Origin of the sequence: Niallia sp. FSL R7-0271, from assembly GCF_038005785.1 — a bacterium.
Lineage (GTDB): Bacteria > Bacillota > Bacilli > Bacillales > Cytobacillaceae > Niallia.
This window is the reverse complement of the sequence record NZ_JBBOTZ010000001.1, coordinates 713,037-735,820: the sequence shown is the minus strand read 5'-3', so window position 1 is coordinate 735,820 and position 22,784 is coordinate 713,037. Positions and strand designations below refer to the sequence as shown.

Here is a 22,784-nt window from a genome sequence, read left to right as displayed (position 1 = left end):
TTTTACCCCCTGGCTGCTCCGTTCAGCATGTGAAGAAGCACCCGCTCCGCTTCTACTGCTAGCTCTTGCTTCTCTGTTTCCGTTAATTCTGAAAGATATCGGTAGGCACCTGGGTGACGATAAAGCGGCGCAACAGCTTCTGCGATTGAATCGTAGTCTGTAACAGCTTGAAAAAGCTCAGCAAAAAAAGCAGATTCTGTTTGCAGCTGCTCTTTATCCCAGCTGCTGCGTTCTGTTATCGATAAGCTCGACACCCACACAAAATCCGATTCCTCCAACTCGTCAGCTTGAAGGATTTCCAGCAGTTCTCCTGCGTGGAAGCTGCCAAGTTTTTCTGCGTTAACAGCATTAATGGACATGATTACAGGTACTCCATTGTCTCTTTCGATATTTTGCGCGCTTTGACATAAGCGCAAAAGCTCATCAACGTTTTTGGCTGCAGCTGCATCTATTTCAACTGATTTCCATAAACATGCCGCTGTCGGGATAAATTCTAGCTCTGCAGCCAGCTTGCTTAGTTTTACGTAGTAGCAGCCCTTCTCTCCTGTTTCCTTTTTATGCCTTCCTTGAATGTTTCCTGCATACACTACCGGCGGTTCTGCTTGCAGTATTGCTCTTTTATGTATATGACCCAATGCCCAGTAATCCATCTCCTTTGAAGCTAACTCCTGTAAGTTAAAAGGAGCATATGGACTGTGTTCGCTGTTTCCTTCCAAACTGCCATGCAGTATGCCAATATGGTAATCTGCTCCTGCCTTTTTTTCAAAGCTGTTTACTCTTCTGTCATAAAGATGTCTCGCTTCATAACTGAAGCCATATAAATGAACTGTCGCATTGTTTTTTCTGTGCTCAAAGACAGTGACCTCGGAAGGAAAGATATGTACATTGTCCGGAAAGTTAATCTCCAGCCACTTGCCGCTTAAATGGTCATGGTTTCCATGGATGATATATACCTCAATGCCAGAGGTATTCAGTCTTTCCATCTCTTTCCGGAAAAATATTTGCGCTCTCAAGCTTCTGTCTTCCCCATCATAAATATCCCCGGCAATAAGAACGAAGTCGACCTGCTTGGCAATGGCAGTATCAACAATCCTTTTGAACGACGTAAAGGTGCTTTCCCGCAGCTGTGTTCGTATAGGCGCAGGCAGATTTTTCAACCCGAGCATAGGGCTGTCCAAATGAAGGTCTGCACAATGTATAAATGTTATCTCCTCCATAATGACCACCTCCTTTTTCTTTTATATTATCATCCTTAAAATACGAATGCACGTTCTAAAAAGTTATAACTGAAGTTTCATTCCAATCGGAAGACAGTGACTGTCGTACCCATGCCCTAACTTAGCTGTTTTTGCCACAGGAATTCCAAACTTTTCTGTGGCAGCAAGCACTAGCTCCTCTGCTGTCGGCATGCCTGCACTCTGCTCTAGCTCCGTAAAGGTACCTAACAGGATGCCATTGCATCTCTCAAGAAAACCAAGCTGGGTAAGCTGAGCAATATAAGAGGCAATCGCAGCCGGTCCACCACCGAGGCTTTCCAGGAAAAGCAGCTTATCCTCTGGATTTGGCATATAAGGAGTGCCAGCCAGTTTCAAGAAGCATCTTGCATTTCCGCCAATAACAGTACCCTCCATACTGCTTCCTCGCAGCCATGTATAAGGAAATGTTACTAATTCATTCGGATTGTGCCAGTCAGCCAAAAACACTTTCGTAAACAATTCCATTTGAAAGGCACTGTCTGGTCCCAGTAAATTGGTTGTTTGATAATGAAGATTAGGAACACCAGTTAATGTAAACAGGGCATTATTAAGGACAGACAGGTCGCTCATGCCGACAAAAGGCTTTGGATTTTCTTTAATTACTTCCATATTGATAGATGGGAGCAGCTCGTTGGCAGCATTTCCTCCTGACAAATCAAAAACGGCCTTTATTTCCTTATCTTGGTATAATTCCGCTAATTCTGCTGCTCTTTCCTCTGGTGTACCGCTGAATGGCGTGTTACCGACAGCATAAAAGGTTTTCGCGTAAACGGCATGGACACTAAACTGTGCCAATATATTTTCTAATGTTAAATATATGTTTGATTTAGAGCGGTCTCTGCCGTCAGAGCACGCAATAAATCCGACTTTATCACCTTTATGTAAAATACTCATCCTGACATTCCTTCTTTCTAAAAGACTACTGTTAATTGTACGGAATTGACTCTGAAATCGCCAAATATTTTTCCTGCTATTAATAAAAAAAGACTCACGAATTTCGTGAGCCTTGTGATGTTATTCTTTTTTCGTCAGTTGCAGTGCTTTTTTAATATCTTTAAAGGAATTCGATTTGCCGTACATCAGCACTCCACCTTTATAAACTCTGCCGCCAAAGACTGCTAAGAGGATGATAGAAACGGCCAATATAAGCATTCCTAAGATCGGTTCCCATACCGGAAGGCTCAGCATGCCTGCACGCATAAACATCAGCATTGGCGTAAAGAACGGAATATACGATGTAATCGTAATGAATGTCGTATCGGGATTACCTAAGCCGAACATTGCAATCATAAAGCCTGCCACGACAACTAAAGTCATTGGGGTAATCATCTGCTGAACATCTTCGATTCGGCTGACAAGAGAACCGAGGAATGCTGCAAGTGTGGCATATAAAAAGTAACCAAGCACAAAAAACAAAACAGCATAAATAATGGTGGCTGCAGGTATGCCGCTGAAGCCTAGAAAGCCATCAAGTGTGCTCATATCTTCATTATTTGTAACCGAAAAATAGCCAACCACTAGTAGCACCACTAATTGTGTTATACTCACCAAGCCAATACCAAGTATTTTTGCGAACATATGCTTAATCGGTGACACACTGGAAATTAAAATTTCCATAACCCGAGATGATTTTTCTGTCGCTACTTCCATCGCTATCATATTAGCATAAAGGATGACTGCAAAATAAATAAGGAATAATAAGACATAGACAAGCCCTCTTGCCTGGTTCAGCTCTTCTTCTGATTTTGCATTTTGTTCAAGAGCAATATGTTCAAATTCAACAGGCTCATTAAGCTTTTCAAGCTGTTCACTGCTGAGATTTAACTGTGCTGCAGCAAGCTGGCTCTTTACAGCCTGAACCAATGTCTCAATACCGGTTGCTGTCGAGGAGTCTGTAATATCCATGCTGTAGAAGGATCCCTGCGGCAGATTTTCCTTATCATAATCAAGAATTAACAATCCTTGATACGTACCGTCCTCCACCTTTTGTTTCGCTTCCGCTTCACCGTCTACATAATCCTCTAGCACAATATCTTCGTTAAGGGTTTCTGACATTGCGGCAACAGATGAATATAGTTCTTTTGTGTTGTCGATGACTGCAATCTTGTCTATATCATCATCGTTAAACACTTGGATGATGGACTGGAGATTTGTTAAGCCTAAAATAAGCAGCAATGTAATAACCGTTGTGAAGATGAAGGATTTTGTCTTTACCTTTGTCCAATACGTATGCAATAAAATAATCCAGAAACTATTCAAGTGAAGCACCTACCTTTTCGATAAAAATATCATTTAAAGTCGGCTCCTCTAACGCAAATTTCCGGACGAAGCCTTTTCCTACGATATCCTTTAATATATTTTCCGCAATTTCCTCGCCTTCAATCTGGAGAGCAGCGCCTTCTGTCGTTTGCTTCAGCTTGACAACACCAGGAAACTTTATTAAATAGGCCAAATCGAAATCAGCATGAATAACAACATTTTTCTTCCCAAAGCTGCGTTTAATTTCCTTTAAGCCCCCATGGACGACTGGCTTTCCTTTATGCATAATACAAAGATTTTCACACATTTCTTCCACATGCTCCATCCGGTGGCTAGAGAATACAATTGTCGTTCCCGAATTTTTTAAGTCAATGACGGCGGTCTTCAGCTGCTCCACATTAACCGGATCCAAACCGCTGAACGGCTCATCCAAAATCAGCAGCTTCGGCTTATGAAGCACAGCGCTGATGAATTGAATTTTTTGCTGATTACCCTTTGACAGTTCTTCCACCTTTTTTTCTAAATAATCGGATATTTTAAAGCGTTCCAGCCATCCTTTCAATTCTGTCAACGCTTCCTTTTTATCCATTCCTCGCAATCTTGCTAAGTAAATAAGCTGGTCCTTTACTTTTAATTTCGGATAAAGTCCCCTTTCTTCAGGCAGATAACCGATTTCTGGACTTGTCGAATAGTTGATGCTTTTCCCGTTCCAAGTAATGGTCCCTTCACTAATATCTAATATGCCTAGCAGCATGCGAAAGGTTGTCGTTTTGCCAGCACCGTTTCCTCCTAAAAATCCAAACATTTCATTTTCTGGAATTGATAAGGATATATTATCGACTGCAACAAATGAACCGAATCTTTTTGTAACATTTTTTATTTCTAATGACATTCCGATCTCCTCCTTCTTTCATTCATACGAAAAGATATGCTGAAGGTTTCACAAATAACTGTAAAGATTGGACAAAAATAAAAAAAATCCCATGAAGAATAAACTTCATGGGACTTTTTAAGCTCTAGTGAGATAAAAAGACGAGCTGGTATAAAAATAATACGGCGAATATATAAACGAGTGGGTGTACAGATTTACCCTTGCCTGTCACTAATTTCAGCAACGGATGAGATATGAATCCTAGTGCAATTCCTGTTGCAATACTTGAAGTAAGCGGCATGCTCAAAATCACAAGAAAAGCTGGGAAAGCTTCATCAAATTCAGACCAGCGCACCTGTGCAATTGCTCCCATCATTAAGCTTCCGACAATAATGAGGGCAGGAGCTGTGATAGCAGACAAGCCAGAAACAGCGCTGACAAGCGGTGCAAAGAAAGCAGCAATAATAAACAATACAGAAACCGTGACACCAGTCAGTCCTGTTCTTCCTCCTGCTGCAACACCAGAAGTCGACTCAATAAATGCAGTCGTCGGGCTTGTCCCGAACATAGCACCAACAGAAGTTCCGATAGAATCTGCAAGCAGAGCCTGTCTAGCTTTAGGAAGACGGTTATTCTTCATTAATCCTGCTTGTTCAGCAACACCGACCATCGTACCAGTCGTATCAAAGATTGTCACAAGCAAGAAGGAGAACACAACTGCATATAAGCTATGCTGGAAAACATCACCGATTGCTGAGAAAGGATTTGTGATAATTAGTCCTTCTGGCAAGTGAGGAACAGCTGCAAAACCATCAAATGACAGCTGGCCTGTAAAGAAAGCAATAATGCCTGTTGCGATCATTCCAAAGAACAACGCTCCCTTTACGTTCATAGCAAATAATATAATGGTAATCGCAAGACCTACTAATGAAAGAATGACTGAAGGTGACTGAAAATCACCAAGTCCAACAAGATTTTCTTTATTATCGACTATTATTTGTGTCTGTCTTAAACCAATAAAAGCGATAAACAAACCGATACCAGCAGTGATACCATGCTTTAAGTTTTCTGGAATAGCTTCTATCAGCTTTTCCCTGAAAGTTGTTAAAGAAAGAATTAAGAAGATGATTCCTGCAACAAATACAGCAGATAAGGCAATTGTATAATCAATTCCTCCATGGCTTCCGACAACTGAAGAGGCAAAGTAAGCATTCAAGCCCATACCTGGAGCTATAGCAATTGGATAATTAGCAAATACCGCCATCCACAGTGTACCAACTACCGCAGAAATTATTGTTGCCATAAATACTTGGTCAAAAGGAATGCCTGCACTAGATAAGATTGCAGGGTTAACGATAACGATATAGACCATTGTCAAAAAAGTAGTGAAGCCGGCTGTTATTTCCGTTTTCACATTTGTATTGTTCTCTTTAAGTTTAAACATGTATACCTCCGAAAAAACGAACATTTTTACACAACTCTTTTATATTATTCGTTTTCTAACAAAAACGCAATCTTTTTCTTCGCCTTTTATTTAGAAGTTGCTGGCGTTTTCTTTAGTCTACGAAAAAAGGAAGACAGTAAAAGCAGTGTCCTGCTCTTTCTATCTTCCTTCAATAACGCTAATTTTATTTGTACTAAATCGATTTTTCTGCTGAAAAATGTTCTTCTAACAGCGCTAATTTTCTGTCTGTATATTCTTCAAAGCTGTCATTATATGTTTTAGGGTCCTTCGGATTAGAGAACTGAGTGATTTTTCCTGTTACTGGATGGATAAATTTGCTTGAAGCACCGCAGCCAAGACCAATTACTGTCTGCAGTTCTTCCATCATCATGATGTTATAAATGCTTTCCTGGCCAACCTTGGAGTATCCTACATTCTCCAGATTGCCAAGAATATTTTTTTGTCTGTACAGATAATATGGCACATAATCATATTTGTCTGTCCAAACTTCAGCCATTCTCATCATTTCTTGGATTTCATCTCTGTCAGCAACTTTATATTTCGCTTTATTTCTCGTCATTTCAGAAGCCCGTTTAAATGACAATGTATGAACAGTCAGTGATTCCGGCAATAGTTCTTCCGTTTTATCAAGGCTGTGCTGGAACTCTTCCACACCTTCTCCAGGAAGGCCAATAATTAAGTCCATATTGATATTATTCATTCCATGCTGTCTGGCTAGATGATACTTGTCAATCGTTTCTTCAACAGTGTGATGCCTTCCGATTGCTTTTAATGTTTGTTGTGTATACGATTGTGGGTTAATGCTGATGCGGTCAATATTCCATTTATTCAGTACTTCCAGCTTTTCAGGAGAAATGGTGTCTGGCCGGCCAGCTTCTACCGTTATTTCTCTGATGTTTTGCACATCCGGGAAGGATTCATTCATTTGCTCATAAAGCATGTCCATTTCCTCAGCAGTTATGCTTGTAGGAGTTCCTCCACCATAGTAGACGGTCGTTATCTTAATATTTTTAGATTTCAGCCATTCTCCAGTCTTCTTTATTTCATGATGAAGACCTCCTAAGAAGGAAAATACGGAACCTTGTCTGCCGTTTATAGCATAAGCCGGAAACGTACAGTACGCACATTTAGTTGGGCAAAATGGAATCCCGATATAAATGCTTACTTCTCTTTTCAAATCATATAAATCTGGAATAACCGCAAGCTGTCTGTTTATAATGCGCTGCATGAGATCGATTTTCTCATCCGACATTAAATACTCATCCTTTAATGCCTGATGCGCCTCTTCGATTGGCGTTTGGTTTTGCATATGCTTATGAAGAAGCTTTGTCGGGCGAATTCCCGTCAAAATTCCCCATTTTTGAATCATGCCAGTATAATCTTGTAATACCTTTAGGAAAACTTGTGAAATGGCATTCTTTTGTTCCTTAAATCTTTCCTTTTCATCAAGACCGGCTACAGCTTTTTCGCAATCGAATGCTGACTTGCCGTCTATTTTTCCTTCAACAAAAAACCGGTCGTCTGTTTCTGAAACATCAAAACGTATTAAAATATCTGCTTCGTCTTCAGCGAAAGCAACCTTAGTATCTTCAAAAAACAAGTTGCCGATATGCTCTAATGGTCTGATTAGTCGGTCGTCATGTAACCCGCTTATCGAAATTGATTTCATTTTTATATTCACCTTTAATTATCATAGTTAATAGCTTCTAAAAATTCCATTATACTTCAGTCTACAAAAAGTGACCAGCCAGGTCAAAATATTGGCTAGAAAAACAAAAAATTCCTTACGCTCTAAGGAATTTTTTGGTTTATTAAGATGAGTATAATAATTGCTATTTAATAATGTTCATTTTGCGCAGAAACTCAATAGGCTGCTGTTTACGAAAATGCTCCTTTACCATGTAAGCAACTCCGTCCTGGTTATTGGATCTTGTCACCCAATCGGCTGCAAATTTCAGCTCACTTGGCGCATTTCCCATAGCTACTCCAAGGCCGGCTGCTTCTATCATATCTTTATCATCGAGACTGTCGCCAATTACTACTACTTCCCTTCTGTTAATACCGAGATGCTCTGCCAAGTACAGCAGCCCGTTGAGCTTATTAACACCTTCAGGCAGCACTTCTAAGCGAAGGTCATTCATTTGGACAATATTGATTTCATCAAACATCTTGTCTAAAACCTCTTTAGCATCTAAACAATCTTTCTTGTCTTCGAAATACACCTCAATTTTCGGAGCGCTGACAGGTTCTTCCAGCAAAACTTCACTAAGAACTTCTACAAATTGATGGGAATAAAACACAGGATCGCCAGAGTTAAACACTGTTTTAGCAAGCATATTATGGTTAAGCCTTGACTTATTCGCTAAAGAAAATTTCTCATGCACGATTCTAATCTGACAAATAAACCCTTCTAGGAAACGGACAATTTCATATGTAAGTTCATCAGTCAGCCTGTTTACGTACAATGTTTGGTCGGCATTGTCTGAAATAAGTGCACCTTGATGTGTCACAATATAATTATTCAGCTTTAATGCTTTGGCAACCTTTCTTGCGGAAGGCAAACTTCTTGATGTGACTAATGTTACATATATTCCTTTTTGCTGAACGTATTCAATTGCATCCTTCGTGGATTTGCTCAGACGTCCATTTGATTGGATAAGAGTCCCATCAATATTTAAAGCTAATAAGCGATAAATCATCTTGTTCCCCCATTTCAGGTTGTTTTGTCTTTATAAACATGTATGAAAAAACCACCTGTATTAGAACCGGCTTTCACGAATTATCCGTTTTAACCAATGCAATCTATGCTTGTTGCTGGAAACATTTACAGACTCGTAAACTGCATAGATATCTCTGTCTGTTACAAACTATTGACTGTAACACCGACAATCACTAAAGGAGGAAACAACAATGTCAAACAATTCAAATCAACTACTAGTACCTGGAGTCTCTCAAGCATTAGATCAAATGAAATATGAAATTGCGACTGAGTTTGGAGTAAACCTTGGTGCTGAAACAACTGCTCGTGCCAACGGTTCTGTTGGTGGAGAAATCACGAAGCGTTTAGTGCAAATGGCTCAGCAGCAGCTGTCTGGTACTCAGTTTTAATGTAAGCTAGTTTAAATAAGCAACATTATAATATGGAAAAAGTGCCCAAAGCATAGCTTTGGGCACTTATGTATTTCTGCTATTTTATTGCTGTGGAGCTCCATAAAGCTCTTCAAGTGGCTTCATAATAATTTGGTTAAGCTCAGTAATAGCAATGCTCATACGCTGTTCTGCGTCCATCAGTTTGGAGATAGACTCATGCTGCTGAACCAATGCCACTGTCTTTTGGGCTTGTTCCACTTCTTCCTGTGTAATTTCAATCCCTGACATTTGTTTTTGCTGCAGCTGCATTTGAATGTTGCGGAAGTTTTCAAACATGGCCTTTGCAGATGGGTCAGCATTAACCAAGTCATACATTTTTTTTAAGTTTGTATATTCAACACTTTGACGAATAGCTTTTTCTAGTTCATAAGCAGAATCATGAAGGTTTACTGCCATTATTAACAACTCCTTTTTAACAATTGTCTCCACTATATCAAACTATGCTTCATATTGCCAATAAGACCCTTTATTTCATTTAAGACTGGACAAGTGTTCGCTGTTAAGACCGGACAATTATATAAATTCACATGCAATTCACCAATGCCCACAAAAAGTCTGCAGTACCCTTCATCCCTTTAGATACATGCACAAATCATTCCATTTAACATACGATACCATATCAGCTTTAGCCTATAAGAAAAATTAAACTAAAAAATTCACCTTACAAATGAGGAATTGCGATGAAACTAAATTTGCTTCCCCTGTATATGAAAGAAAATTCCTCCTTCCCAGCAAACAAGGAGACAGTACTACGTTTGAGCCACTCCTTAGTTCATCATTGGGAAATAGATCGCAATAATCCTGTTCTGCTCAACTTAGGTAGCACGGCAGTTCCTGTCCAAGTTGAACCTGTACATGAGGATAAGCAAGCGATATTTTTCTGTGACAGCTTGCTTCAGTCATTAGCAGTGCCAAATCAAGATTTAACACTGCTCAGTCATTTCAATAAACAGAGCCAGACATTAACACTTGGGCCGGTAATAGCCATTTTGACAGATGCTCCTGCACATGATTCTGCGGAAGATGGACCTTCTTTCCGTTCCATTCATCAGTTTTGCGAGGAATTTCAGCAAGAGCTGTCACGCCTTGGCGGAATTCTTTATGTATGCAGCCTTTATGATTGGAAAGAAGGATATGTCGAAGGCTATTCTTACCAGCAGGACAGCTGGAAAAAGACAGCCCTGCCATATCCCAATGTTGTTTATAATCGCATTCATATACGTAAGGCAGAAGCATCAACGCAATTTAACGACCTAAAAAAGGATTTGCAAAAACGAAATATTCCTATCTTTAATGCACAATTCTTTTCTAAATATGATACCTCCTTAATCTTAAACAAACTTCCTTTATTAAAAAAATATATTCCAGAAACGAACCTGCTCTCTAAAGAGGTACTGGAAGCAATGTTAAATCTATTCAGCACTTTATATGTAAAGCCGATTCATGGCAGTCAAGGCCGGCAAATTATCCAGATACGCCGCGAGGAACATGCATGGAAAACGAGCGTTTCTTCTGGTAAAGAAAAAGGAAAAATCCGCTTCTTTTCTTCATTTAATAAATTATGGAGATGGCTTTCGCAATTGACTAAAAAACGCGCTTATATTTGTCAGGAAGGCATTAACTTTCAACAATATCATAATCGTTCCCTTGATTTTAGAATTCTCTGCCATAAGGATATACGGCACCAATGGAAGATAACCTCTATTGTCGCCAGATGTGCCCAGCCAGAAGCATTTGTCGCTAATTTGTATCAAGGTGCAGAAATGATCTCATCAAAATCTGTGCTTCAAGCATTAGTTGGTGAAGCTTCTGCTAAGCAGGTGGAGCAACAGTTTAAAGAGATATCTCTTCAGACAGCTGAGGCCCTGTCGTCGCAAATGACCGGAGACTTAGGCGAGCTCGGAATTGATATGGGCATTGACATACATGGCGGGCTTTGGATTATCGAGGTCAATTCTAAACCGTCTAAAAATCTTGATTCGGCAACAAATAAAGGAAGGCCTTCTACAAAGGCATTACTGGAATATTGTTTGAGCCTTTCTTTTCCACATATAAAAAAAGGAGAACAACAAGATGTCTAGTTTTGGAATCATGTCACTCTCATTAGAAAATGAAAAAAGCTATATCACGGAAATTGCTAAACTGGGAAAATCGCTGGCCTTTGATGTTTATCATTTCGTACCTTCAAGCTACAATCCTCTCACAGAAAAGGTATCTGGCAAGATTTTCGATAGTGAGCAGAACTGCTGGCTCACACAAGACTTTCCCGTCCCTTCCTTTTTATATGACCGCTGCTATTACCAAGAAAATTCTCATTCTAGACAATGCAAAAACATCGTTGAGTGGCTGAAACAGAAAAAGGATATTGTCTTTATTGGCAATGGGCTCCCAAACAAACTGAAGCTGTATGATGTATTGAAAGCTTCTAAGCTGGCCCCTTATATTCCTAAGTCAAAACAAGTAATTTCAGCTGATGAAGTATTAGAAGATTTGCGATTTGTTAATCCGATTATCTTAAAACCAATTAACGGCTCACAAGGAAACGGCATTTATTTTATTAAAGAACAACATAAGCGCATTTTTGTCAGAACAGATAAAAAAGAGCGACATGTGGAACATATCTTTAAAGATAAAGAAAAATTCTCACGCTGGCTGACTACTCTGCTTCAGAAAAATGATTATTTTAGCCAAAGCTATTTACCTTTATGCAATCAGGATAAACAGCCGTTTGATATTAGAGCACTGCTGCAAAAAAATGGGCAAAACAAATGGGAAATCATTGAAAAGGGGATAAGACTTGGCGCCAAAGACAGAATCATCTCCAATCTTAGTGCAGGAGCAGAAGTAATTCCTTTTAAACAATGGCTTGATACAGCTCCCTATAAAATGAAGAGTTTTATTGAGAATGAAATAAACGACATTCTTTCTAGCCTCCCACCTATATTAGAACAATCCTTTCCTGCCCTCTTCGAGTTAGGAGTTGATATAGGTATTACCGAAAATGGCTCGTTATGGATACTCGACGTCAACAGCAAGCCTGGCAGAAAAGTCATTCTCCTGGCATACCCAGACTTGAGTGAAAGGCTGTATAAAGCACCGCTAGCCTATGCAGCCATGCTGCGAGATGGACAGAGGAGGAACAGCAATGAAAAAACTTTACTCTATTGAAGTGATAAATGATTGCACTAATACAATCTACCTTCCTGCAGATGCATCAATACCAAGTAATCTTAAGCGGGCTGCCTTCGGAACAATGAAGGTAGAAGCTTTCATTGCTGTCCAAAAATTCGGAGGCAATGTAATTAGAATAAGTGAAGATTTAATACAAGCCTTAAAGATACCGCCAACTCTTCCTATCTTACATGTTTTTTACGATAAAGATGTCTTGTATATCGGTCCGCTTGTTGGAATATTCACCTCTGGCTTCAGCTCAGTCGAGGTCAAACCAATCGGTGAACGCACTATTATCTTTTCAAAGCTGTTAGCTGTCCAAAACACAGCAGGTGTCACCGCCTTTTTATTTGGAGCCCAGCATATTGATTGGGATAAAGGCACAATTAACGGACTGTTTTATCATGATGGCTGGAAACGGTTTGAAGTTCCGTTTCCAGATGTTATTTATGATCGTATCCCTAATCGCCGTACAGAGAGTTTGCCAAAAATAAAGAAGGTAAAGTACCGTCTTCAACAGGAATATATGATTCCGTGGTATAATCCAGGCTTCTTTAACAAGCTTGATATATATGAACGTCTGCTTCAAGAAAACAGCATTGCCGATTTTTTGCCTGAAACGCTTCCCTTCACTTCTTTTTCTGTCGTAGAACGAATGCTGAGCAACTATGGGCATATTTACATTAAACCGAAGAATGGCAGCCTGGGAAAAGGAATCTATCAAGTCATCTATAATAAGAAAGACGAAAACTACTATACACGTTTTAAAGAACCGGGCGGAGAAAAACGACTGCTTAAATTCGATACATTAGAAAAGCTGATACAGCATATTACAGCAAAAACAAATATTAATAATCTTCTCGTCCAACAAGGCATTCATCTTATGCGCTCAGAGAAAAAACCGATTGATTTTCGAGTTCATACTAATAAGAATAAACAAGGTAAATGGGAAGTCACCGCAATTGCCGCCAAAATTGCCGGTGCAGGCAGTGCAACTACACATATGAATAGCGGCGGTATTGTTAAATCGATTGACGAGCTCTTAGATGTTGACAAGGATAAGGAACAGCTTAAAGAGAAGCTTATCAATTCTGCATTAAGAATATCTAAGACACTTGAGAAGTACACGGAGGGAACAATCGGAGAGATTGGCTTTGATATCGGAGTAGACCGTAAAGGAAGAGTTTGGCTTTTTGAAGCAAATTCTAAGCCTGGAAGAAGCATCTTTAAACACAGTTCACTTAAAAAAGACGACTTACTGACAAGAAGAATGTCGCTAGAATATGCCATCTACTTGTATGAGCAGAGCATTAAAAAGCCTGAGGATATATTTAAATGAATATTTACTATGATGGCAATGCAAAGAGTTGGCATTCTAATCAGCCTGGATTAACCTTCGGAAGCAATCAGCTTCCGTTGCTGCCTTTATTCCCTTTCCTTAAAGAGTTCCAGCCATTTAAAATGATCTACAAGGCAAACAATGCAGGCCCAATTGTCGGCATACTGACTTCCTACAATTCCAAAAACAAGCTAATCGGCAACCGGTCTTTATTTGAAAAGCTGCAAAGAGAACTAGATTCTTTTGGGGGAATGATTGTCGTCTTTCCTCCTGAAAGACTGACAAATACTAAAATTGACGGTTTTACGTATATCACAGCTAAAGATAAATGGCTTCCTATAACAACCCCTCTTCCCCATGTTATATATAATCGTGTGCCTTTCCGCAAAACAGAGGATGGCGATCATTTCGCAGCAGCTATTTCTATCATCAAAAGCTTTGACATACCATTTTTCAATCCGCATTTCATTCATAAATTTGCATTATATCAAGCATTAAAGCAACAGGAAATATTAGCAAAGTTTCTCCCTGAAACCGCACTGCTTCAATCTGAACAAGAACTGATTGATTTCCTCCAAAGACATGGTTCCATTTATGTTAAATCTGCTTCAGGCTCTAAAGGCAAGGATTTATACAGGCTAACTAGAAATCCTGATAATTCCTTCCTCCTCGGAGACATTCAAGGGACAAGAAGCTTTCATACATTACAGGAAATTATCGAGGATTATTTACCACAATGGACTTCTAAGGAATATATTGTTCAGGAAGAAATAGATGTGGATGTTTTCGATGGACAACGCTTTGATTTTCGAATACTGGCTACTTATCTCGACGGTAATTACCGCTTAACGGGAGTTGGTATAAGACAGTCCTCCCTTCAAGATGTCACAACACATGTGCCTGCAGGTGGAAAAATCATTCCATATGAAGCTGTGCGAACAAAAAAACATGATCACTTTATTAAGCTTGCTATTGAACATTGCGGAGCATTATTATCAAGCCAGCATGGATTTTTCGGAGAATTTTCCATTGATGCTTGTGTGGATAAACAAGGCAATTATTATATTTTTGAAGTAAACTCTAAACCGATGTTATTTGATGAGCCAGAAATTGAAACGAACCGCTGCAGACAGCTAGCCAAGCTTTTTTATGAGCTTGCTGGCTTTAAACAGCAAGAATGAAATACACCTTCCTGACACATTCTAACGGCAGGAGGGATATTTATGGGAAATAAAAACGATGACCTGCAATATGAAGGTAAAAAAGAAGCTTATTTAGACATCGACAGAATGATAAACGAAGGGATGTCTGGCGGAAAAGTCTTTCGTCACGATACTAGCACAAATATTGAAGAAGCAAGGGAACTTGGAGAAGAAGCTCCCCCTAATAAATGAGCTTTCATTCGACACAGTCATTATTAGACTGTGTTTTTTTGATTGCCGTTTTTCTGTAACTATAATAAGATAATGGTAACGATTACACTTTACACAGGCCAGTTTTTAGGTAAAAAGAAGCAATCGTACTTGCTTACTTTTTCAAACGCTTTCATCTCTAAATGGAGGAATGACGATGAAACAAAAATTATTAACCTATTTTCCAGGTGCGGTAGAGCAGTCTGCACCTCCTTCTCAACCACAGCTAATTGACTACCATTGGTTTCACATTGAAGGGGAGAATGGGTGGTTTGGCTTTCAAAAAAATGAGATGAACGATTCTCAACTTGATTTATTAAAAACGCTTTTTCAGCATTATTTACCGGAAAACAACAAGGAAAATACAGAGGACTTTAAATGGAGCCAATTCTTATTTTTCGGCGGTAGCATGCCAGAAAAAGTATGTAAAAATTTCCGGGTTATACAATTTCAAATAAATAACACTCCTATTGATAAAGAAGCTGTAGAAACTGTATTCAAAGGATTTATTCACAGCAGCAGCATCATTATTTGGAATGGTGCTAATAGAGGAAGTATTTTAGAGCGAGACGGGCACTTTCTTGAGGATGAGGAATATTCCTCTTTTGCTGAAGCCCTGCAGTCCGATTTTTATTTTACGATAACCTTTTATATTGGAAAAATCCTGCCCTTCACAATGGAAAGTCCTACCGTCTTTACTCAGGAACGGGATTTTTTCACAGCCGGCTTATCTGTGATTTCTTCTGAAAGAGTATTATCCTTTGAAACAATCCTTCCTCATCTATTAATAAGCAGGCTTGATCAGCATGAGCTGGAGCCATTTAAAAACTGGTTCTCTATCTTAGGGGAAGATAAGGAATTGCTGTTAACAATTAAAACATTCATTGAAAACAACGGACATAATACAAATACAGCAAAAAAACTATTTATCCACCGCAATACATTGCAATACAGATTAGACAAATTCACTGAAAAAACTGGATTGCCTTTAAAAAATTATCATAACTTCTTTACCGCCTATTTAGCCTGCCTATATTTCAGCCAAAAAAAGGCTTAGAAGAAACAAATCTTTCACAAGAACGTATGTTTCCATTTATTAACTGGTAAACTCTTTTTTCTTGGCATATAATAGAGCACTAGAATGCTAGTTTATATGCTAGAAAGAAATGAGGATTATAGTTGAAAGGTACAGCACATTCTTGTATTGGCGCAGGGGTTGGATTCGCAGCGGCGAATTATTTTGATGCCTCCCCTTCCACTACATTGCTTTTAGTCGGGATTGGCGGTATTTCGGCACTGATGCCTGATATGGACATTGACGGCAAGCTAAGCAACAAAATTACGATTTCCCATAAGGTGTTTCGATCCATTGCCCAAGCAGTTGGAGCATTGATGATTTTATACAGTATTTATGCCGGAAGCGCGTCAGAGCTGTTATTCAGCATTGGTGCAGGGATTGCCATCATACTCGTTTCTAGTTTAATTAAGCAGCGGCATATGTTAACAATCACTGGCGCTGGTGTTTTGTTTGGCGGGGTTTCCCTTCAGGAATACTGGCTTATCCTTTTGGCTGTCTTTATATTGATTGCTTCATTCGTACCGCATAGAAGCTATACACATTCCATCATTGGAACCGTTTATTTTGCCTACATATCGTTTCATTTTGCACAATCTCTGCAAATTGATGGTGTGTTTTGGACATGTGTATTAGCTTATATCAGCCATCTTGTAGCAGATATGTCGATTTTCCCATTTAACAGAAGAGGAGTTAAATTATTTCTTCCCTTCTCATCGAAGGAATTTTGACAAGGAGAGGACAAACAGTTCCTCTCTTTTTTTATAAAAAGAAAGCGCTTTAGTGCAACTTGCTCAAAACAACACTGGTTTTTTTCATGCAAACCGCCAATTTGAAAACGTTCCCAAACATGTTACATTATATATATCAAATCGCAGGGGGTATGAAAAAGATGGCAGAGTTAGTCTTAAAAAATATCTATAAAATTTATGATGAAAAAGTAGAAGCGGTTCGCGACTTTAATTTACATATTGAAGATAAGGAATTTATCGTATTTGTTGGGCCTTCAGGCTGTGGTAAATCTACGACATTGCGTATGATTGCAGGCTTGGAGGATATCTCAAAAGGAGATTTCTTTATTGATGAACAGCGTGTTAACGATGTTGCTCCAAAAGACCGCGATATTGCCATGGTATTCCAAAACTATGCCTTGTATCCACATATGACTGTTTATGATAATATGGCATTCGGATTAAAGCTAAGAAAATTTCCAAAAGCAGAAATTGAACAACGTGTGAATAATGCTGCAAAAATTCTTGGCTTGGAGCAGTACCTGAAAAGAAAACCAAAAGCATTATCAGGCGGTCAGCGCCAAAGGGTAGCCCTTGGCCGTGCCATTGTCCGTGATGCAAAAGTGTTCTTGATGGATGAGCCTCTTTCCAACCTTGATGCAAAACTTCGTGTACAGATGCGTGCTGAAATTTCCAAGCTGCATCAACGACTGCAAACTACTACTATTTATGTTACGCATGACCAGACAGAAGCGATGACAATGGCTTCAAGACTTGTTGTTATGAAGGACGGCGTTATCCAGCAGGTTGGTGCTCCGAAAGAAGTTTATGAAAAACCTGAAAATGTTTTCGTTGGCGGATTTATCGGATCTCCAGCAATGAACTTCTTTACTGGAAAAATCGTGGACAATAAATTAGTCATTGGCGATGCATCCTTTGTCATCCCTGAAGGCAAATTGAAAATCCTTCGTGAGCAAAACTATATCGGCAAAGAAGTAATCTTCGGCATCAGACCAGAAGATATTCACGATGAGCTATTATTCTTGAGCAGCTCTGAAAATACAAGCTTTGATGCAAGAGTTGACGTATTTGAATTGACTGGTGCGGAAAGCTTAGTATACTCAACGCTTGCTGGGAAAGAGTTCGTTGCTCGCCTTGATTCAAGAGCTAACTTGGCAGCAGGAGTTACTGTTCAACTAGGCTTTGATATGAACAAAGGCCACTTCTTTGACAAAGACTCAGAAAACCGTATCCGCTAATATCAAAGATTAGGAAGGGGAATTCCCCTTCCTTTTTTCTATTCCTGAATAAAAACTAAATCCTCACGTTCACATGACGGGCATAGGACAAGATGGGGACATAAATGCTGTTCCAAATCGGGATAGCCGTTCTCCAGCTTCATTTGGTCAATTGGCATATACGCACTATAGTCATCATAATAATCCATAATTCTTCCCTTGTCCTCTACCTGCTGTCCGCAATCGGCACAGACTTTGTTCAGTTGTTCAAAGCCATTGCATAAAGGGCAAATATTCATTCCTTCACCTCATTAAAACCTTTCATATTTCCGTTTATTTTTTGTTGGTCAAGAAGAAACTATTCTTTAGGAATTATTTTAAACAAGCAGAAAAATTGGAATAAATTTCATCTAAAAACAAATGCATAGAAACACAGCCACAGACCATAATAAGATTACAAGCAGCGACAAAGCATTGGGCCATACCAAGCGGTAGTAAGATTCTCTTACTTGCTGGTGCAAATCCAGCTGGTCCAACCAAAAAAAAACTAATTTACAAGGAGCTGGAAACACAATGGCAAACAACAATTCATCTAACAACCTTTTAGTACCAGGAGTATCTGAAGCTCTAGATCAAATGAAATACGAAATCGCATCAGAGTTCGGTGTTAACTTAGGTGCAGAAACTACTTCTCGTGCTAACGGATCAGTTGGTGGAGAAATCACTAAACGCTTAGTTCAAATGGCTGAACGTCAACTTGGCGGTTCTCAATTCTAATTTGCACAACTTAATATAAAATGGCCAAAGCCCCCATTTTTTAAAATGGGGGCTTACCTAATTAACCTGCTTTCGTACCTTGCTGGAGTTGGTACATTTGATAATATCTTCCTTTTAGGTTCATTAATTCTTCGTGATTCCCTTTTTCAACTATTTCCCCATGATCTAGGACAATAATTTGATCCGCATTACGGATAGTCGAAAGGCGATGTGCAATGATAAAGGTGGTTCTGCCTTTTTTGAGCACTTCCATCGCGTGCTGAATAATTTGTTCTGTTTCTGTATCAATACTGCTGGTTGCCTCATCCAATATGAGTATCGCCGGATTAAAGGCAAGAGCCCGGGCAAAGGAGATAAGCTGACGCTGTCCGCTTGACAATGTGCTTCCCTTTTCAATAACAGGCTCATCGTATCCATTTTCAAGATTTTTCAGAACCCTGTCTGCACCGACATCCTTTAATGCTTTCTCAACCATTTCTCTCGTGATGGCAGGATTATTTAATGTCACATTGGAGGCAATCGTTCCTTTAAACAAAAATGGATCTTGCAGAACGATTCCCATATGCTTCCGTAAATCTTGCCGCGGCATTTTGGAGATATCCTTGCCGTCTATTGTTATCGTTCCTGATTGAATATCATAAAATCGAAACAATAAGTTCATGATAGAGCTTTTACCTGAACCGGTATGACCGACAAGCGCAACAGTGTCTCCATGCTTTGCCTCAAAGGAAATGTCTTTTAAAACATATTCTTCTTCCTTGTATGCAAAGTTAACATGATCAAACTTAACATTGCCTTTGTACCTCTCCGTGCTAGTCTCTGCCACATCAATGCCATCTTCACGAAGCAGTTCAAATACTCTGTCCCCGGCAACAAGTGCTTGCTCAAGATTTGCCAGTTGATTGACAATTCCCTGCACAGGCTGGAACAAGCGGTTAATGTAATCAACAAATGCATAAAGAACACCTAATGATATCGCAGAAGACACGCTTAATGTCTGACCTGCAACAAACCAGATAAATGCTACGAAGATTAGGTTTCTCAATACTGCTACAAGATTATGGGAAGTCAAGCTGTTTAAATTCAGCATCTTGTTCTGGTAACGGAAATGTTCTTCATTCAACGTCTCAAACTCACCCATTGTGTGCTTTTCTTTACCAAAAGCCTGAATGATGTTCATCCCCTGAATCGATTCATTTACCATACCGTTAATGTCGCTTATTCTTGCTCTTATCACATGATTATATTTAGCCGCAAAGCGTCTGTATCCAATCATCCATACATAAAGGATCGGCAATAGGATGAGGCAGATTGCCGCAAGCGTAGGATTAAGAATAAATAAGGCAACATAAATTCCAATAATATAAATTCCGCTTGAGAAAAAGTTGGAAAGAACGGTCACATACAGCTCTCTTATTGCTTCTGTATCATTTGTAACCCTTGCTACAACCTTGCCTGCAGGCAAATTATCAAAGTACCTAATTGGCAGGCGCTGGATTTGCGCAAACACATCTTCCCGCATTTTTTGAATAATTCTGTTTGCAGATTTCTGCAGAAATAAATGCTGTCCATACTGAAACACAGAAGCAACGATAACAAGCCCGAAATAAAAGGCAAGCAGCTTAATAATCGATGGAACTTCCGGTTTGTAAAAGGCAAAAACCTGTTCAACTCTGAGACGGTCAGCCTCGTACTTGGCCACTTCATTTCCTGATGAGATAGTCAAGATCCCATCGGCATAGCTTCTCTCTCCGTCAAAGGAAATTTCCTCCTCTATAAACAAAAAATCCTTTCCGGCCTGCAATACTCTTGCATCAGCATCATCGGCTGCCTGTGGTTTCTCTTTCGTATAATATTTGCCTTTATACTGCACGGCCCCTTCACCTGAAGACGTTTCATACCAGCTGTTTTCGATTCCCATAATATGATCATCAATTATTTTTTTTGCGATAAAAGGTCCTGCTAAATCTGCTATAACTGCAATTGTCAGCATAATTAAGGCAAAGATAATTATTTTTTTAAACTGTAAGGCATACTGCACTAATCTTTTGCCAGTACTCATGCTTGCACCTCCTGTCCTGCAGACTGTGCGGTTTTTGTTTGCTGGACTTCAAACTGTTCTTTGTACCAGCCATTTTTTTGCATAAGCTGTTCGTGTGAGCCGCGCTCGACGATTTTTCCATCCTCAAGGACAATAATCTGATCAGCATGCTGAACGGCTGTCATGCGATGGGTGGTAATAATTGTTGTTTTTCCTGCACGTTCTTTTTTGATGTTTTGGATAATATTCTGCTCTGTTTTCGCATCGACTGCTGACAACGAATCATCCAAAATAAGAATCCCAGGATTTCTAATTAACGCCCGCGCAATGGATATTCGCTGCTTTTGACCGCCTGATAATGCAACACCCTTCTCTCCTACAAGCGTTTCCAATCCTTCAGGAAGCATTTCAATATCCTGCTGAAACGATGCCAACTGAATCGCATCTTTTAGCTGACTTTCCGATGCGTTTTCCTTGTTGCCAAACAGAATATTTTCTCTCACTGTTTTTGAAAATAAGACGTGATCTTGTGGCACATATCCAATCCAGCCGCGAAGTTTATCCAAGCTGATATCATCAATGCTTATTCCATTGACAGAAAGCTCCCCTTTTCCTTTTGGATACTCTCTGAGCAGCTGCTTAATAAGCGTTGTCTTTCCGCTTCCTGTTTTCCCAACAACACCAATTGTTTCTCCCCTTGTGATTTTCAAATCGATATTATCTAGATTTTTCACAGCCGAAGATGGGTATTGAAATTGGACAGAATCAAACACGATCGTATCAGGTACAGCAACTGCTTTACTGTCACCATGGTTTAAGACATCAGGCTTATAATCTAATGTTTCCTGCACCCGGTCTAATGAAGCATTTCCCCGTTGCATAACATTCATCAGCTCACCGATTGCAAACATCGGCCACACAATCATACCGAGGTAAACATTAAAGCTCACAAGCTGCCCAATCGTTATTTGCTGCTGAAAGACGAGATAAGATCCATAGCCTAAACCGATAATATAGCTTAGCCCTACAAGAATACGGATTGTCGGTTCGAACAGTGAATCCACTTTCGCAACTCGAATGTTTTTATTGTAAACATCCTCTGTCATGTGGTGAAATTCTTTTTCGTCATCCTTTTCTAATACATATGCCCGAATAACTCGGACCCCAGCAATGGATTGCAGCACGCGGTCATTTAAATCACCAAAAGCATCCTGAGCCTCCATAAATCGTTTATGAATTCTATCTCCATATATTTGCATCATAATTGCCATAATCGGCAGTGGCAAAATGGCAGCAAGTGTGAGCTTCCAGCTTACTAAAAGACACATTGTGATAAGAATTGTAATCATAAACGCTGTTGAATCAATGAGTGTCAATATACCAAATCCTGCTGTAATGCTGATTGCCTTCAAGTCATTTGTCGCTCTTGCCATTAAGTCGCCTGTACGGTTCTTCTCAAAAAATGTCGGAGTCATCTTCAATAAATGTCCCATGAAGTTGCTCCGCAGCTTCCGCTCAAGCACTATAGCCCCTCCAAACAGCTTATACATCCAAAAATAAGTTATCACATAAGAGCTGATTGTAATTGCCGCAATACCCAGCAAATACTGGGCTGTCTTTGCTTTTGTCAGAGTCCCGACATTTATTTCATCAATAAACATCCCGAGCAATTGCGGCGGTAAAATATCAATTACACCAACAATGATTAACAGGACAATAGCAACCGTATATCTTTTCCAATGTTCTTTAAAAAACCACTTCAATTTTAATAATATGGAAAACATGCTGTTCTCTCCTCTTCTAAGCTAAACTTTACTAGCCGCTTTCTATATCTTTTCTATTTGCTCCATGACTTCTGTTCATTACAATCATTAACATCTTCCTCCTTAAATTTTCAAGTATCTATAGAAAAGAGGTTTTCCTCTATTTCTCGCCACGAAAAAAGAGACAGACCCGCTACATGCGTTTCTGTCTCTTTTTGATGCTCATAAAACGGCCG

General features: G+C 39.5%; 21 protein-coding genes. 10 read left to right on the top strand and 11 right to left on the bottom strand.

The window, feature by feature from the left end; genetic code table 11:
* Nucleotides 1-2: 2 nt before the first annotated feature.
* From MKX82_RS03775 to MKX82_RS03745, 7 genes are all read right to left on the bottom strand, one after another.
* Nucleotides 3-1,217 (bottom strand): metallophosphoesterase family protein, encoded by a 1,215-nt coding sequence (locus tag MKX82_RS03775; protein ID WP_341075070.1) that lies wholly within the window; start codon nt 1,215-1,217, stop codon nt 3-5.
* A gap of 63 nt (nt 1,218-1,280) precedes the next feature.
* Nucleotides 1,281-2,150 carry a S66 family peptidase gene (locus MKX82_RS03770; protein WP_233317309.1) on the bottom strand — a complete coding sequence of 290 codons (870 nt, stop codon included), beginning with the start codon at nt 2,148-2,150 and terminating at the stop codon, nt 1,281-1,283.
* 120 nt (nt 2,151-2,270) lie between these two features.
* Nucleotides 2,271-3,515 (bottom strand): ABC transporter permease, encoded by a 1,245-nt coding sequence (locus MKX82_RS03765; RefSeq protein ID WP_233317310.1) that lies wholly within the window; start codon nt 3,513-3,515, stop codon nt 2,271-2,273.
* Nucleotides 3,508-4,407 carry an ABC transporter ATP-binding protein gene (locus tag MKX82_RS03760; protein ID WP_233317311.1) on the bottom strand — a complete coding sequence of 300 codons (900 nt, stop codon included), beginning with the start codon at nt 4,405-4,407 and terminating at the stop codon, nt 3,508-3,510. Before MKX82_RS03760 ends, MKX82_RS03765 begins: the two co-directional genes overlap by 8 nt.
* A gap of 124 nt (nt 4,408-4,531) precedes the next feature.
* The gene (locus MKX82_RS03755) at nt 4,532-5,830 is read right to left on the bottom strand and encodes an NCS2 family permease (protein ID WP_233317312.1); all 1,299 of its coding nucleotides are present in this window, start codon (nt 5,828-5,830) and stop codon (nt 4,532-4,534) included.
* Between the two features lie 193 nt (nt 5,831-6,023).
* A complete protein-coding gene (locus MKX82_RS03750) occupies nt 6,024-7,520 on the bottom strand; it encodes a coproporphyrinogen III oxidase (protein WP_237940771.1) in 1,497 nt (498 codons plus the stop codon).
* Between the two features lie 163 nt (nt 7,521-7,683).
* Nucleotides 7,684-8,550, bottom strand: coding sequence for a Cof-type HAD-IIB family hydrolase (locus MKX82_RS03745; protein ID WP_233317314.1), 867 nt, complete (start codon nt 8,548-8,550; stop codon nt 7,684-7,686).
* Nucleotides 8,551-8,761: 211 nt separating this feature from the next.
* Here MKX82_RS03745 and MKX82_RS03740 point away from each other — a divergent pair, with 211 nt between their 5' ends.
* Nucleotides 8,762-8,959 (top strand): alpha/beta-type small acid-soluble spore protein, encoded by a 198-nt coding sequence (locus tag MKX82_RS03740; protein ID WP_233317315.1) that lies wholly within the window; start codon nt 8,762-8,764, stop codon nt 8,957-8,959.
* Between the two features lie 84 nt (nt 8,960-9,043).
* Here MKX82_RS03740 and MKX82_RS03735 read toward each other — a convergent pair whose 3' ends face one another.
* Nucleotides 9,044-9,397 (bottom strand): YlbF family regulator, encoded by a 354-nt coding sequence (locus MKX82_RS03735; protein WP_341075063.1) that lies wholly within the window; start codon nt 9,395-9,397, stop codon nt 9,044-9,046.
* Nucleotides 9,398-9,681: 284 nt separating this feature from the next.
* On the opposite strand from MKX82_RS03735, the gene MKX82_RS03730 reads away from it, so the two are divergent.
* The 8 genes from MKX82_RS03730 to MKX82_RS03695 all read left to right on the top strand — a co-directional run bounded on the left by MKX82_RS03730 (nt 9,682) and on the right by MKX82_RS03695 (nt 17,988).
* Nucleotides 9,682-11,082, top strand: a complete 1,401-nt coding sequence (locus MKX82_RS03730) for a YheC/YheD family endospore coat-associated protein (protein ID WP_341075061.1) — start codon at nt 9,682-9,684, stop codon at nt 11,080-11,082.
* Nucleotides 11,075-12,169, top strand: coding sequence for a YheC/YheD family endospore coat-associated protein (locus MKX82_RS03725; protein ID WP_237940766.1), 1,095 nt, complete (start codon nt 11,075-11,077; stop codon nt 12,167-12,169). Before MKX82_RS03730 ends, MKX82_RS03725 begins: the two co-directional genes overlap by 8 nt.
* Entirely contained in the window at nt 12,147-13,511 is a 1,365-nt protein-coding gene (locus MKX82_RS03720) for a YheC/YheD family endospore coat-associated protein (protein ID WP_341075060.1), read from the top strand. The genes MKX82_RS03725 and MKX82_RS03720 overlap by 23 nt, the downstream gene beginning before the upstream one ends.
* Nucleotides 13,508-14,692 (top strand): YheC/YheD family endospore coat-associated protein, encoded by a 1,185-nt coding sequence (locus MKX82_RS03715; protein WP_341075058.1) that lies wholly within the window; start codon nt 13,508-13,510, stop codon nt 14,690-14,692. Before MKX82_RS03720 ends, MKX82_RS03715 begins: the two co-directional genes overlap by 4 nt.
* A gap of 42 nt (nt 14,693-14,734) precedes the next feature.
* Nucleotides 14,735-14,905 carry a hypothetical protein gene (locus tag MKX82_RS03710; RefSeq protein ID WP_233317321.1) on the top strand — a complete coding sequence of 57 codons (171 nt, stop codon included), beginning with the start codon at nt 14,735-14,737 and terminating at the stop codon, nt 14,903-14,905.
* A gap of 175 nt (nt 14,906-15,080) precedes the next feature.
* On the top strand, nt 15,081-15,980 hold the full coding sequence (locus MKX82_RS03705) for a PucR family transcriptional regulator (RefSeq protein WP_251645101.1): 900 nt from the start codon (nt 15,081-15,083) through the stop codon (nt 15,978-15,980).
* 122 nt (nt 15,981-16,102) lie between these two features.
* On the top strand, nt 16,103-16,729 hold the full coding sequence (locus MKX82_RS03700; protein ID WP_233317323.1) for a metal-dependent hydrolase: 627 nt from the start codon (nt 16,103-16,105) through the stop codon (nt 16,727-16,729).
* 161 nt (nt 16,730-16,890) lie between these two features.
* On the top strand, nt 16,891-17,988 hold the full coding sequence (locus MKX82_RS03695; RefSeq protein WP_233317324.1) for an ABC transporter ATP-binding protein: 1,098 nt from the start codon (nt 16,891-16,893) through the stop codon (nt 17,986-17,988).
* A gap of 38 nt (nt 17,989-18,026) precedes the next feature.
* On the opposite strand, the gene MKX82_RS03690 is transcribed toward MKX82_RS03695, so the two are convergent.
* Nucleotides 18,027-18,266: a hypothetical protein gene (locus MKX82_RS03690; protein ID WP_233317325.1), complete on the bottom strand. Its 240-nt coding sequence runs from the start codon at nt 18,264-18,266 to the stop codon at nt 18,027-18,029.
* A 274-nt stretch (nt 18,267-18,540) separates the two neighbouring features.
* On the opposite strand from MKX82_RS03690, the gene MKX82_RS03685 reads away from it, so the two are divergent.
* A complete protein-coding gene (locus MKX82_RS03685; RefSeq protein WP_233317326.1) occupies nt 18,541-18,744 on the top strand; it encodes an alpha/beta-type small acid-soluble spore protein in 204 nt (67 codons plus the stop codon).
* Nucleotides 18,745-18,805: 61 nt separating this feature from the next.
* Here the strand turns inward: MKX82_RS03685 and MKX82_RS03680 are convergent, their stop codons facing one another.
* Both MKX82_RS03680 and MKX82_RS03675 read right to left on the bottom strand, forming a co-directional pair.
* Complete coding sequence (locus tag MKX82_RS03680) at nt 18,806-20,806, bottom strand: ABC transporter ATP-binding protein (RefSeq protein ID WP_341075048.1); 2,001 nt, start codon at nt 20,804-20,806, stop codon at nt 18,806-18,808.
* On the bottom strand, nt 20,803-22,569 hold the full coding sequence (locus MKX82_RS03675) for an ABC transporter ATP-binding protein (RefSeq protein WP_341075047.1): 1,767 nt from the start codon (nt 22,567-22,569) through the stop codon (nt 20,803-20,805). The genes MKX82_RS03680 and MKX82_RS03675 overlap by 4 nt, the downstream gene beginning before the upstream one ends.
* Between the last annotated feature and the right edge of the window lie 215 nt (nt 22,570-22,784).